This window comes from Polaromonas sp. JS666 (genome assembly GCF_900103405.1).
GTDB lineage: Bacteria > Pseudomonadota > Gammaproteobacteria > Burkholderiales > Burkholderiaceae_C > Polaromonas.
This window is the reverse complement of record NZ_FNHX01000003.1, coordinates 185,530-198,860: the sequence shown is the minus strand read 5'-3', so window position 1 is coordinate 198,860 and position 13,331 is coordinate 185,530. Positions and strand designations below refer to the sequence as shown.

Sequence of the window (13,331 nt, the reverse complement as noted above, 5' to 3'; positions counted from 1 at the left end):
GTGTAGCACCTCCCCCCCTTGCAGGGGGCTGGCGCCTGCGGCCCGGCAAAGCCGGTTCCGCGGCCCCTGCTGGTGCTGAGGGCTATTTGTCATGAGTCGTTTGGTTGTTGTCTCGAATCGCGTGGCAGATCCGCGCAAGGCCGCCGCCGGCGGCCTGGCCGTCGCACTGGGCGATTCGCTCAATGCCACCGGTGGCCTCTGGTTCGGCTGGAGCGGCAACGTCGTCGAAGGCGGCGCGCCGGGTGAAGGCGAGCTGCATGTGCAGCAGGCCGGCAACGTCAAGCTCGCCACGGTGGACCTGTCGGCCGAAGACCATGCGGGCTATTACCTGGGCTACAGCAACGGCGTGCTCTGGCCGGTGTTCCATTACCGGCTGGACCTGGCGCGTTTCGACACGGGTTTTATCGAGGCCTACCGCCGCGTGAACCGGCTGTTCGCGCACAAGCTGATGCCCCTGCTCAAGCCCGACGACATCATCTGGATCCACGACTACCACCTGATCCCCATGGCCGCCGAGCTGCGCGCCATGGGCTGCAACAACCGCATCGGTTTTTTCCTGCACATCCCGCTGCCGCCGCAGCAGATACTGGCGGCCATTCCCCAGCATGAATGGCTGATGCGCGCGCTGTTCGCCTACGACCTGGTGGGCTTCCAGAGCGAGAACGACCTGCTGCACTTCTCGCGCTACGTGCAGGCCGAGGCCGGCGCCGTGGCACTGGATGGCAACCGCTTCAGGGCCTTTCACCGCACCGTGCGCGCGGGCGCCTTCCCGATAGGCATAGACGTGGATGAATTCGCCGCGCTTACCCATGCGCAGGACGCACGCGACATGTACGAGCGCATGAAAGAGGAGTATTCACGCCGCAAGCTGCTGCTGGGTGTGGAGCGGCTCGATTACTCCAAAGGCCTGCCGCAACGCCTGAAGGCATTTGAGGCCCTGCTGACGAAGTATCCCGAAAACATCCGCAGCGCCACCCTGATCCAGATCGCCGCGCCCAGCCGTGAAGACATGGGAACCTACACCGACCTGTTGCAGGAACTTGAAAGCCTGTGCGGTGCCACCAACGGCAATTTTGGTGAACTCGACTGGATGCCGATACGCTACATCCACCGCAACGTGGCGCGCAAACGCCTGCCTGGCCTGTACCGCGTGGCGCGGGTGGCACTGGTCACGCCGCTGCGCGACGGCATGAACCTGGTGGCCAAGGAATTCATCGCCGCCCAGGACCCGGCCGATCCGGGCGTGCTGGTGCTCTCGCGCTTCGCGGGTGCGGCCGAGCAGCTCGAAGACGCGCTGCTCGTCAACCCCTACGACATTGACGGCACGGCCGGCACCATACAGCGCGCGCTGCAGATGCCGCTGGAGGAACGTCAGGCGCGGCACCAGAAACTGCTCAAGAACATTCGTGAGCATGATGTGCATTGGTGGCGGAGGGAGTTTTTGAATGCGCTAGGTTTTGAGGGGCCAGCTTAGTCTGGCCGGGTCTTGCTTCGGCCTTTGCGCTTTTTGTTGAGTTCAGCTGGCCGGGGGTAGCCGCCCTCAGCAGAGAGAGCGCAAGCCGGGAACAAGACCCGGCTAAGAAACGATATAAGCTCCAGCCCCAGTAGAAAACAACTTCCCATCAGCGCCCAAAAATTCCATCCGCGTGCTTGCGACGCGCGACCCTAGCCGCATCACCTCGGCCCGTAACTCAAAGTACTCACTGATCCCCGGCCGCAAATAGTCGATGCGCAAGTCTATGGTGCCCAGTTTGGTAAAGCGATGTAGGCGCTGCAGCGGCGGCTCGTCCATGTGGCGCGCGCCTATGGCGGCCATCACGGCCAGCCCGCCCATGGCGTCCAGCCCGGCGCTGATCACGCCGCCGTGGATGCGATTGTGAGCGTAGTGGCCTATCAGCTCGTTGCGCATGTCTATGCGGGCCGTGACCCTTTCAGCCGTCATCGAGGTGATCCTGAGCCCCAGCAGCTTGTTAAAAACGATTTTTTCCTCAAACAGGTCTTTAAGGCCGGCAACGAATTCGGGCTCGAACTCAATCGCGCCGATGGGGTCAGGATGTGCTTTGGTCATAGTCCTAATTGTCGTGCAGCGAGGTCCTTCATGATGTCCTCGGCGCCGCCGCCTATCATCATGACCTTGACCTCGCGGTAAATGCGTTCGCTTTTGGTGCCGCGCATATAACCCATGCCGCCCAGGATTTGCACCGCCTGGTCGGCGCAAAACTGCATGGTTTGTGTGGCGTGGTTCTTCAAGAGGCAGACCTGGGCCACCCAATCGGCGTTGCCTGAAACCTCATCACCTGCATCGGCGCGCAGCGCCAGCGCGTCGGCCCAGGCGCGGGTGGAAGCAATGCGCATTTGCATGTCCACCAGCTTGTGGCGCACCGCCTGGCGCTCGACCAGGGCCGCGCCGAAAGTCTTGCGCTGGCGCGCCCAGTCCAGTGCCTCGTCATAACAGGCTTCGGCAAAACCCAGCGCGGCCGCGGCCAGCGCCAGGCGTTCGCCGTTGAAGTTGCCCATGACCATGCGAAAGCCCGCGCCTTCTTCGCCGATCAGGTAGTGGGCAGGCACACGCACATTATCAAAACGCAGCTGCGCCGTGTCCGAACACCACCAGCCCATTTTTTGCAAAGGGCTGCGCGACAGGCCCGCCGCATCACCCGGCACCACCAGCAGTGAGATGCCGGCAGGACCTTTGACCTCACCGGTGCGCACGGCCACGGTCAGGAAGTCGGCGCGCATGCCCGAGGTGATAAAAACTTTTTCGCCGTCGATCACATAGTCGCCGCCATCCCGCCGCGCCGTGGTGCGCAGTGCGGCCACATCCGAGCCGCCGCCGGGTTCGGTAATCGCCAGGGCGGCGATTTTTTCGCCGCGCAACACGGGTGTGATGACTTTCTGCTGCAGCGCCGGGCTGCCATGGCGCAGCACGGGCGGCAAGGCAATGTTGTGGGAAAACAGGCTGGCCATGACGCCACCACTGCCACCATAACGGCACAGCGCCAGCGTGACTGCATTGCGCAGCCGCCAGGAGGCCGGTGTGCCGCCCAGCGTCTCGGGATAACCCAGGCCCAGTAATCCCAGGCTGGCGGCTTGCGCATAGAGCGCGCGTGGAAACTCGCCGGCTTCGTCCCATGCCGTGGCATGCGGCGCGATCTCGCGTTCTGCAAAGCGCCGCACGGTGTCGGCCGTGGCGGCGACAGCCTCGTCATCTTCACCGTGGACGGCGCAAGGCGCGCTCATGTCTCAAACCTCAGCAAGACCTGGCCCGTCGCGGCCTGCTGGCCGGACTCCACCATCACGGCCGCCAGCACCGCATCATGCGGGGCATTGATCGAATGTTCGAGTTTCATGGATTCGATCACCAAGAGGGTCTCGCCGCGCCGCACGGCCTGGCCGGGTGCAGCATGCACCGTGATGACCTTGCCGTTAAAGGGCGCGCGCAGCTCCTGCGAGGCTACCGCGCCGCCCGAGGCCGCGGCGTCAAAACTCGCGTCTTCCAGAAACAGGTCGACACCGTCCGCCTGGATATGCCAGTGCCTCACTGCCTGTCCTACGGCGCCCTGAATGCGTACGGCAGCCGCGCGCTGCTGTGTGCCGCCCACACGAACCGTGGTGGCACCGCCGGCGCCCGGCGTGACCACCGCGTGTAGCGCCTGTCCATCGACTTCAAGCGCCAACCGTCCCCCGCCCTGCTCCCGCACGCGCAACTCCAGCACCTCGCCGCGATGCCGCAGCCTGAGCGGCTTCGGGAATGGGCATGGCAAATCGGTCACTTCGGGGAAAAGCGCCGCGAGCCCCAGCGGCAACAAGGCCTGCGTTTGCTCTTTTTGCAACGTCTCGCGCAAAGCGGCGCCCTGCTCCGCGAGGAAAGGAATCAAGGCATCGCCGGCGCCGAACACCGGATGCGCCAGGCAGCGGGCCAGAAAGCCCCGGTTAGTCGGCAGGCCCAGCACTTCGGTGCGGCCCAGCGCCGCGACAAGCTTGTCCACGGCCTCATCGCGCGTCGCGGCATGCGCCACCAGCTTGCCCAGCATGGAGTCATAGTGCGGGGTTACCACCAGGCCGCCAAACAATGCATGGTCAAAGCGTACGCCGCCCGGCTCGCGAAAACGCTGGACTGTGCCCGCATGCGGCCTGAAGTCCTCATCCTCGGCACACAGGCGCACTTCGATGGCATGGCCGGTAAACGCCACCTCGTCCTGCGCCAGCGGCAAGGCCTCGCCCCGCGCAACACGCAACTGCCATTCGACCAGGTCCAGCCCTGTCACCGCCTCGGTCACCGGATGTTCAACCTGCAGGCGGGTGTTCATCTCCATCAAAAAGAAATCACGGCCTTCAAGCAGAAACTCCACCGTCCCGGCGCCCACATAAGCCGCCGCCTGGGCCAGCGCCACCGCGGCGCCGCACATGCGCGCGCGCAGGGCCGCGTCGACGGCGGGGCTTGGCGTTTCCTCAATGAGTTTCTGGTGGCGCCGCTGCACGGAGCAATCGCGCTCACCCAGGTGGATGCAGCGGCCGTGCGCGTCGGCGAATACCTGCACCTCGACATGGCGGGGGTTCAGCAAGGCCTTTTCGATCAACAGCTCTTCACTGCCGAAGGCCGACGCGGCTTCCGAACGCGCGCTGTGCAAAGCCGCCCGCAAATCCCCGGCGGCCTCTACCAGCCGCATGCCGCGCCCGCCGCCGCCCGCCACGGCCTTGACCATGACGGGATAGCCTATGCGACCGGCCTCGGCCTCAAAACGCGCGTCCGACTGGTCCGCCCCCTGGTAGCCGGGCAGGCAGGGAACGCCTTGCGCCTGTGCCAGCTGTTTGGCGGCCGACTTGCTGCCCAGTTGCCGTATCGCGGCCGGCGGTGGTCCCACCCACGTGAACCCCGCCGCAATCACCGCTTCGGCAAAGGCCGCGTTCTCGCTGAGAAAACCATAGCCGGGATGCACCGCGTCGGCACCGCAGGCTTGCGCCGCGGCAATGAGCTTGTCAATCCGCAAATAGGTATCGGCCGAGCTGTCCCCACCCAGCGCACAGGCCATACCGGCTTCGCGCACATGCAGGGCGCTGGCATCGGCATCCGAATACACGGCCACCGTGTTGATGCCCATGGCATGGGCCGTGCGAATGACGCGGCGGGCAATCTCGCCGCGGTTGGCCACCAGCAGGCTTGTGATGCTTGTCATAAGCCCCAGCCGGGTGTGGCCTTGCTCGAGAAAGCCCGCAGGCCTTCGGCGGCTTCGGCGCCGCGCAGGCTGCCGGCAAACAAGACCGCCGCCTGGTCCAGCACGTCGGGCAAGCCCTGGCCCTGTGATGCCGCCAGCAGTTCCTTGGTCGCGGCCAGCGCGCGCGGCCCGGCCTGGCCCAGGCGCGCCAGCACCGCCTGCAAGGCCGCCGGCAGCTCGTCGGCCGCATGCACCTCGTCCACCAGGCCCAGCTGCAGCGCTTCCCACGCCGTCCACTTGCGGCCGGTGAGCAGGCACTGGCGCGCCGCCCGGTCGCCCAGGCGCCTGAGCACAAAGGGCGCGATCTGCGCCGGCACCACGCCCAGCGTGACCTCGGGCGCGGCCAGCACCGCGCGATAGCCGGCCAGCACAAAGTCGGCGCAGCACACCAGGCCCAGGCCACCGCCCATCGCGGACCCATTGACGACGGCCACCAGAACCTGCGGCAGGTCGCACAGGGATTGCAGCAGCGCGCCAAAACGCCGGTTCATCGCCGCCAGCGGGTCGGGCGTGCCCGGCGACAAGGCCTGGCCTATGGCCTCGGCAAAACCGCCCAGGCTGCCGCCCGCGCAAAATGCCCCGCCTGCGCCAGCCAGCACGACAAAACGCAGCGAGCTGTCTTGGGCCGCGCGTTCGCAGGCGGCTTGCAGGTCCCGCACCAGCGCTTCGCTCAAGGCATTGCGGGTGGCGGGATCGTTCAGGGTCCAGGTCTCGGTAGCGCCCTGGCGCACCACATCCAGTAGGGCCATAGCTCAGGCGGCTTTCTTGGCGGACTTGGCCACACCCATGATCCTGGCAATGATGCCCATCATGACTTCGTCGGCGCCGCCGCCTATGGAGGCCAGCCGACCGTCGCGGAACATGCGCGCCACCTTGTTCTCCCAGGTGTAGCCCATGCCGCCCCAGAACTGCAGACAGGTGTCGGGCACCAGGCGGTTGAGCCGCCCGGCCTTGAGCTTGGCCATGGAGGCGAGTTCGGTCACGTCCTGGCCCTGCACATAGAGCTCGCAGGCGCGGTAAGTTATGGCGCGCAGGCTTTCAACCTCGGTCTTCATCTCGGCCAGCTTGAACTGCACCCATTGCTGGTCGGCCAGCGCGGCGCCGAAGAGCTTGCGCTCATGCGCCCACTCCACCGTCCATTCAATGCAGTTGGACAGCGACTGTATGCAGCTGGCCGCGCACCAGAGACGCTCCTCCTGGAACTGCATCATCTGGTAGACAAAGCCCGAGCCTTCGCTGCCTATCAGGTAGCGCTGCGGCACACGCACCTCGTCGAAATAGATCAGGCCGGTGTCGGACGAGTTCATGCCGATCTTCTTGATCTTCTTCGCTGCTTCAATACCCTTGCGCAGTTTGCCGTTTTCGCGCATGGGCACCATCACCAGGCTTTTGTTCTTGTGCGCGGGCCCCTCACCGGTGTTGACCAGCATGCACATCCAGTCGGCCTGCAGGCTGTTGGTGATCCACATCTTCTGGCCGCTGATCACATAGTCGCCACCGTCCTTGCGCGCCTGGCTTTTGATGGAGGCCACGTCGCTGCCCGCGCCGGGCTCGCTCACGCCTATGCAGCCCACGGTGTCGCCGGCAATCGCGGGCGCCAGGAACTCGCGCTTGAGCTCGTCGCTGCCAAAGCGCGCCAGCGCCGGCGTGCACATGTCCGTCTGCACGCCTATGGCCATGGGAACGCCGCCGCAGTCTATATGGCCCAGGGCTTCGGCCATGGCCATGCCGTAGGAATAGTCCAGGCCGGCACCGCCATATTCCTCGGGTTTGGTCAGGCCCAGCAGGCCCAGCTTGCCGAGTTGTTTGAACACCTCGTGCGCGGGAAATATCTCGGCCGCTTCCCATTCATCGACATGCGGGTTGATCTCGGCGTCTATAAAACGTTTGAGGGTTTTCTGGATTTCCAGGTGTTCGTGGCTGTATTGCATTTTTGTCTCCGTTTCTTTTTTTGTTTCGCGCCGCCTACATGCGCGCCACGCCGAACTGCATCGGCCTTGTTTGCCGTGCCTCGGCCTGGGCGCAGATGTCCAGGCACTGCACCAGCACGGCGCGCGTGTCGCGCGGGTCTATCACGCCGTCGTCCAGCACCAGGCCCGAGGTGTAGAACACATCGGCCTGGGCCTCGAACATGGCGACGATCTTGTCGTACTGGGCCTGCGACTGGGCCGGGTCGGGTGCGATGCCCTTGCGCGCCAGCGCCGCCTCACTAACGATTTGCATGGTGCGCGCGGCCTGCTCGCCGCCCATCACGGCCGTTTTGGCGCTTGGCCAGCTGAAGAGAAAGCGCGGCGCGTAGCCGCGGCCGCACATGCCGTAGTTGCCCGCGCCAAAGGAGGCGCCGCACTGGAGGGTGATTTGCGGCACCGTGGCGTTGGTGACGGCCTGGATCATCTTGGAGCCGTGCTTGATCATGCCGGCCTGCTCGCTTTCCTTGCCGACCATATAGCCCGTGGTGTTCTGCAGGTAGAGGATGGGGTGGCCCAGCTGGCACATCAGCTGGATGAAATGGGTGGCCTTGTTGGCACCGGCCACGTCAATCGGGCCGTTGTTGCTGAGGATGCCGACGGCATGCCCGCCCAGGGACGCCTGCACGCAGACCGTGGCCGCGCCGTAAAGCGCCTTGAAAGGCAAAAAATCCGAGCCGTCAACCAGCCGCGCAATCACTTCATGCATGTCCATCGGCTGGCGCAGGTCGTCGGGCACCAGGCCCAGTAATTCTTCCGCCGGGTACAGCGGGTCTGGTGCCCCGTTCCTGGCGGCGGCTTGCGCCCACCCAGTGCGCGCCACGACTTCGCGCGCCAGGCCCAGCGCCTCACGGTCATCCCCGGCCAGCTGCTCGCCCAGGCCGGACACGGCGCTGTGCATCAGCGCGCCGCCCAGCTCCTCTTCTGTCGCCACTTCGCCGGTGGCGGCCATCAGCAGCGGCGGGCCGGCCAGGAAGGCGCGCGAACGGTTGCGCACCATGATGACGACGTCACTCAGGCCCGGCATGTAGGCACCGCCGGCCGTGCCCGAGCCGTGCTGCACGGTGATGACGGGAATACCGGCCGCCGACAGGCGCGCCAGGTTGCGGAACAGCGCGCCGCCCTGCACAAAACCCTCGACCCGGTAGCGCATGAGGTTGGCGCCCGCGCTTTCCACCAGGTGCACAAAAGGCAACTTGCCCTGCAAGGCAATCTCCTGCACGCGCAGGATTTTTTCCAGGCCCATGGATTGCACGGCGCCGGCCTCTATGCCCGAGTCGCTGGCCACCACCATGCAGTGCACGCCGCTGACAAAACCGATGCCGGCCACCACGCCGCCGCCCGGCACCGACTGCGCCGCGTCCTTGTGGTCCTGCAGATAGCCCGCCAGTGAACACAGCGGCAGCCAGGGCGCGCCGGCGTCCAGCAGCAGCGCCACGCGCTCGCGCGGCAAGAGCTGACCGCGCTTGTCAAAGGCGGGGCGCGATTTCGCCGAAGCGGCGGCGCTGCGTTCTTCCAGCGCGCGCAGCGCGTCTATGCGCGCCAGCATGGCGCCCCGCCGCCGCAAGGCCTGCGGCGACTGCGCATTCCAGGCGGACTGGAACAGCGTCATGACTGGAAGACTTTCGGCGTTTCGGCCAGGTGAAAGCCGTCAAAGGGCTTGATGGTTTCGCGCTGCAAGGCCTCGGCATCGGGCTGCTGCATGGGCCAGCCCATGCGCACCTGAGGCCTGGCGCCGTCCACGCGCAGCGTGCTGCCGCTGATGAAATTCGCGGCCTTGCTGAGCAAGAACACCACGGCCGCCGAGGTTTCGCTTTCGGTGCCGAAGCGACCCAGCGGCACGGTGTTTCGCATCTCGCGCAGCATGGGGCCGGCCTCGGGCGGGTAGTGGTCCATGCCGCTGGAGGCGATGTAGCCCGGCGCCACCGCGTTCACGCGCACGCCGCTTTTGGCCCATTCGGCCGCGGCGGTCTCGGTGAAGCTCACCATGCCGGCGCGCGCCGCGCCACTGTGGCCCATGTTGGGCATGGAACCCCACATGTCGGCCACGATGTTGACAATGCTGCCGCCCTTGTCCCGCATGGCCTGCAGGTAACACTCGCGCGCCATCAGGAAGCCGCCCGTGAGGTTGGTGTTGATGACGGCTTCCCAGCCCTTGGCGCTGATGGCTTCCAGCGGCGTGATGTACTGGCCGCCGGCATTGTTGACAAGGCCGTCGATACGGCCCTGGGCCGCCACGACGGCGGTGATGGTGGTCCTGACGGCTTCTTCCTGGCGTATGTCGCAGGGGTGGAAGCTGACCCGCCCGCCCTGCGCCACGATTTCGCCGGCCACGCCATGCAGCTTGTCGATCTTGCGGCCTATGAGCACCACATGCGCGCCCAGCGCGGCGAGTTCGTGCGCGATGCAGCGCCCTATGCCCGAGCCGCCGCCGGTGACGACGATGACCTGGCCGGCAAACAGGCCCGGCCGGAAAACGGATTGGTAGCTCATGCCTAAGCCTTTGAGGGTTTGCCCTGCGCGGGAGCGTGGATAAAAAGCGCCATGGCCGCGTCGGTGAGGTCGTCCAGCGTGGCGGATTGCCTGGGGTCAAACCACTGCACCGACCAGTTGAGCGCGCCGAACATCAAGAGGCGCGCCAGCTTCACCGGGCCCTTGAGCTGCCCCGCCCGCGCCAGGGCCTGGAGCACGGGCTCCCAGACGGCTTCATAGTCGCCTTGCAGCTTGGTCAGCACGGCGCGCTGGCGGGCCGTGATGGAACGTGACTCATAAAGCATCACCGGGATGAAATCGCTGCCGGGGCCCAGCAGCACGCCGAAGTGGTTGCGCACCAGCAGCCGCAGCAGCGCCGGCGCATCGCCGTCGGGCAGCGCGGCCGATTGCAGCGCCTGGGCCTGGCGCTGCAGGGCCGAGCGCATGCCCTCCTCCATCACCGCATGGAGCAGCGCGCCCTTGCTTTTGAAGTGGTAGAAGGGCGAGCCGCTGTGCATGCCGACGGCGGCCGCGATGTCGCGCGTGCTGGTGGCGTCAAAGCCTTTTTTGCGGAACAGCCGGGCGGCGGCCGTGATGAGCTCGAGCCGGCGGTTGCCGTCATCGCGCTCGTCCAGGGTTTTGCGCGGGCGGCCGCGCGGGCGCTTTTCAGCGGCGGCGGCAAGGGTTTGTGAAGGGCGAGGGGCGCGTGCGGCGGTACGCGAACGCGCGGCGGGTTTGTCCATAAGGACGGACCATAGCAAAATCCAATATTTTTAGCAAGCAAGCGCTTTGTAAAAATACCGAAGGCCGGCTTTCCTCACCAGGTCACTTGTGTGGGCCGCCCGCCTTGCCACCGGCAGGGGCGCCTACCTGCGGGTGCGCGCCGTGGATGTGCGCCGCATCGCCGCGCTCCGCCGGCGTGCGGTTCCGGCTTTGCTGCAGCGCGGCTTTTTCCAGGCCGCTGAGGATGCCGCAGTCGCCGGCGGCCTGGCCGCTGGCGCATTGCTCGCGCAGCAGCTTCAGGTCTTTTTCCAGCGCCTTGAGCTCGCGTATGCGCGTGGCGACGTGGTGGATGTGTTCATCAAGCAAGGTGTTGACGTCGGTGCAGCTGCCGGCAGGTGCGTCCTTGAAGTTCAGCAGCGTGCGGATCTCGGCCAGCGTCATGTCCAGCGAGCGGCAGTGGCGTATGAAGGCCAGGCGCTGCACATGGCTTTCGTCGTAAATGCGGTAGTTCGAGCCGGTACGCGCCGCTTCGGGCAGCAAGCCCTCGCGCTCGTAGTAGCGTATGGTTTCCGTCTGGGTCTGCGCGGTTTTGGCCAGTTCTCCGATTTTCATGGCGACCTCCTTGAACACTGCCCCACATCGCTGTAGGGTCACTGCTGGAGTCTCGCTTGACTCTAAGGCCGCTACAGGGTTTCCAATTAAGCCATGAAATCTGAAAAACACCTTGTTTCCACCCTGGATGCCCCTACCGGCGACTGCTGTGGCGGCGCTCATGCCGCACATGCCCCGACCCCCATGGCAGCCGGCGCCGCGGGCCGGCTATTTCGCATCGCCACCATGGACTGCAGCGCCGAGGAATCGGACATACGCCGCGCGCTGGAGCCCATCGCCGGCATACGCTCGCTGGGCTTCCAGCTGGGGGCGCGCACGCTGCGCATAGATGCCGGCGAGGAAGCCTATGCGCCTGCCCTGGACGCAATTCGCAAAGCCGGCTTTGACCCGCAGCCGGCTCAGTCCGCCGCCCCGCAAGCGGACAGCCATGAAGGCCATGACCACAGCCACGGCGGCAGTTTTGGCGGCGCCACCCGCCTGGTTACGGCCCTGGCGCTGGCCGCGGGCGCCGAGGCCCTGTCCTTTTTCGCCCCGGACCTGCTGGCCTGGAAAATCGCCGGCATGGCAGTGGCGGCCCTGGCCATTGCCCTGGCCGGCCTGGACACCTACCAAAAAGGCCTGGCCGCCCTGCTGCGCGGCAAGCTCAACATCAACGCGCTGATGGCGGTGGCCGTCACCGGCGCCTTCCTGATAGGCCAGTGGCCGGAAGCCGCGATGGTGATGGCGCTGTACGCCATTGCCGAGCTGATCGAAGCGCGCGCGGTGGACCGCGCCCGCAACGCGATCAAGGGCCTGCTGGACATGGCGCCCGAACAGGCGCTGATGCAAAGCGAGGACGGCGCCTGGGCCGTCACGCCGGTGGCCGCCGTGCCGCTGCAGGCTGTGCTGCGCATACGCCCCGGCGAGCGCGTGCCGCTGGACGGCGTGGTCACCCAGGGCAGCAGTGCCATCAACCAGGCGCCCATCACCGGCGAGAGCATTCCGGTCGACAAGGAAATCGGCGACGCGGTGTTTGCCGGCACCATCAACGAAACCGGCGAGATCAGCATCCGCGTCACCGCATCGGCCGGCAACACCACGCTGGCCCGCATCATCCATGCCGTCGAGCAAGCCCAGGGCAGCCGCGCGCCCACGCAACGTTTTGTCGATCGCTTTGCAGCCGTTTACACACCCGCGGTGTTTGCCATCGCCGTTGCGGTCGCGGTGCTGATGCCGCTGCTCGCTGCCTTAAGCTGGCAGGAGTCGCTCTACAAGGCCCTCGTGCTACTGGTGATTGCCTGCCCCTGCGCGCTGGTGATTTCCACGCCGGTCACCGTCGTCAGCGGCCTGTCGGCCGCCGCGCGGCGCGGCATCCTGGTCAAGGGCGGCACCTACCTTGAGCAGGCGCGCCTGCTCAAGGCCGTCGCGCTCGACAAGACCGGCACCATCACCGAGGGCAAGCCGCAACTCGTGGACTGGCGCGCCTGGGGCAGCGCCGGCCCCGCGAACCTCACGCAGCTGGCCGCCGGCATGGCCGCGCGCTCCGACCATCCGGTGTCCAAGGCGATCGCGGCCGGCTTGAAGAGCGAGGCCGCCGATGTGCAGGACTTCAAGGCCTTGCCGGGTCGCGGCACCTCGGGTGTGGCCGGCGGCCGGCGCCTGGTGCTGGGCAACCACCGCCTGATCCATGAAATGGATTTGTGCGGCGTGGAGCTGGAAGCCGAGCTGGCCCGCCACGAACAGCAGGGCCGCACCGTGACCCTGCTGGCCGAAGAAAGCCGCGTGCTGGCCCTGTTCGCGGTGGCCGACACCCTCAAGGAAAGCTCGCGCCAGGCGATTGCCGACCTCAAGGCATTGGGCGTCACGCCCGTGATGCTGACCGGCGACAACGCCGCCACGGCGCGCGCGATTGCGGCCCAGGCCGGCATTGAAGACGCCCGCGGCGACCTGTTGCCCGAAGCCAAACTTGAGGCGATTCGCGAAATGCAGCAGCGCTACGGCGCCACCGGCATGGCGGGCGACGGTATCAACGACGCGCCCGCGCTGGCCCAGGCCGACATCGGCTTCGCCATGGGCGGGGCCGGCGCCGACACCGCCATGGAAGCGGCCGACGTGGTCATCATGAACGACCAGCTGGAGCGCGTGGCCGAAACCGTGCGCCTGTCGCGGCGCACGCACGCCATCCTGTGGCAGAACATCAGCCTGGCGCTGGGCATCAAAAGTATCTTCCTGGTGATGGCCGTCTTCGGCACGGCCACGATGTGGATGGCGGTGTTCGCCGACATGGGCGCCAGCCTGCTGGTGGTGGGCAACGGTTTGCGGCTGCTGCGCCAGCAGCAACGGCAGCGGCCTTGAGAACCGC

The 13,331-nt window shown here is 66.4% G+C and carries 11 protein-coding genes; 2 read left to right on the top strand and 9 right to left on the bottom strand.

Features of this window, described 5'->3' with window-relative positions; all coding sequences use genetic code 11:
- The first annotated feature begins 91 nt into the window (after window positions 1-91).
- Window positions 92-1,474, top strand: a complete 1,383-nt coding sequence (otsA, locus tag BLQ85_RS09165; protein ID WP_074576102.1) for an alpha,alpha-trehalose-phosphate synthase (UDP-forming) — start codon at window positions 92-94, stop codon at window positions 1,472-1,474.
- Window positions 1,475-1,576: 102 nt separating this feature from the next.
- On the opposite strand, the gene BLQ85_RS09160 is transcribed toward otsA, so the two are convergent.
- The 9 genes from BLQ85_RS09160 to cadR all read right to left on the bottom strand — a co-directional run bounded on the left by BLQ85_RS09160 (window position 1,577) and on the right by cadR (window position 10,990).
- Entirely contained in the window at window positions 1,577-2,068 is a 492-nt protein-coding gene (locus tag BLQ85_RS09160) for a thioesterase family protein (RefSeq protein ID WP_074576100.1), read from the bottom strand.
- Window positions 2,065-3,240, bottom strand: coding sequence for an acyl-CoA dehydrogenase family protein (locus BLQ85_RS09155; protein WP_074576098.1), 1,176 nt, complete (start codon window positions 3,238-3,240; stop codon window positions 2,065-2,067). Before BLQ85_RS09155 ends, BLQ85_RS09160 begins: the two co-directional genes overlap by 4 nt.
- On the bottom strand, window positions 3,237-5,177 hold the full coding sequence (locus tag BLQ85_RS09150) for an ATP-binding protein (protein ID WP_074576096.1): 1,941 nt from the start codon (window positions 5,175-5,177) through the stop codon (window positions 3,237-3,239). The genes BLQ85_RS09155 and BLQ85_RS09150 overlap by 4 nt, the downstream gene beginning before the upstream one ends.
- A complete protein-coding gene (locus BLQ85_RS09145; RefSeq protein ID WP_074576094.1) occupies window positions 5,174-5,965 on the bottom strand; it encodes an enoyl-CoA hydratase/isomerase family protein in 792 nt (263 codons plus the stop codon). The genes BLQ85_RS09150 and BLQ85_RS09145 overlap by 4 nt, the downstream gene beginning before the upstream one ends.
- Window positions 5,966-5,968: 3 nt before the next feature.
- Window positions 5,969-7,147: an acyl-CoA dehydrogenase family protein gene (locus BLQ85_RS09140; RefSeq protein ID WP_074576092.1), complete on the bottom strand. Its 1,179-nt coding sequence runs from the start codon at window positions 7,145-7,147 to the stop codon at window positions 5,969-5,971.
- A gap of 34 nt (window positions 7,148-7,181) precedes the next feature.
- Window positions 7,182-8,795: an acyl-CoA carboxylase subunit beta gene (locus BLQ85_RS09135; RefSeq protein ID WP_074576090.1), complete on the bottom strand. Its 1,614-nt coding sequence runs from the start codon at window positions 8,793-8,795 to the stop codon at window positions 7,182-7,184.
- A complete protein-coding gene (locus tag BLQ85_RS09130; protein ID WP_074576088.1) occupies window positions 8,792-9,676 on the bottom strand; it encodes an SDR family oxidoreductase in 885 nt (294 codons plus the stop codon). The genes BLQ85_RS09135 and BLQ85_RS09130 overlap by 4 nt, the downstream gene beginning before the upstream one ends.
- 2 nt (window positions 9,677-9,678) lie before the next feature.
- A complete protein-coding gene (locus tag BLQ85_RS09125) occupies window positions 9,679-10,398 on the bottom strand; it encodes a TetR/AcrR family transcriptional regulator (RefSeq protein ID WP_074576086.1) in 720 nt (239 codons plus the stop codon).
- Between the two features lie 82 nt (window positions 10,399-10,480).
- A complete protein-coding gene (gene cadR / locus BLQ85_RS09120) occupies window positions 10,481-10,990 on the bottom strand; it encodes a Cd(II)/Pb(II)-responsive transcriptional regulator (protein ID WP_074576785.1) in 510 nt (169 codons plus the stop codon).
- A 93-nt stretch (window positions 10,991-11,083) separates the two neighbouring features.
- Here cadR and BLQ85_RS09115 point away from each other — a divergent pair, with 93 nt between their 5' ends.
- A complete protein-coding gene (locus BLQ85_RS09115) occupies window positions 11,084-13,324 on the top strand; it encodes a heavy metal translocating P-type ATPase (RefSeq protein ID WP_139200935.1) in 2,241 nt (746 codons plus the stop codon).
- Window positions 13,325-13,331 lie beyond the last annotated feature (7 nt).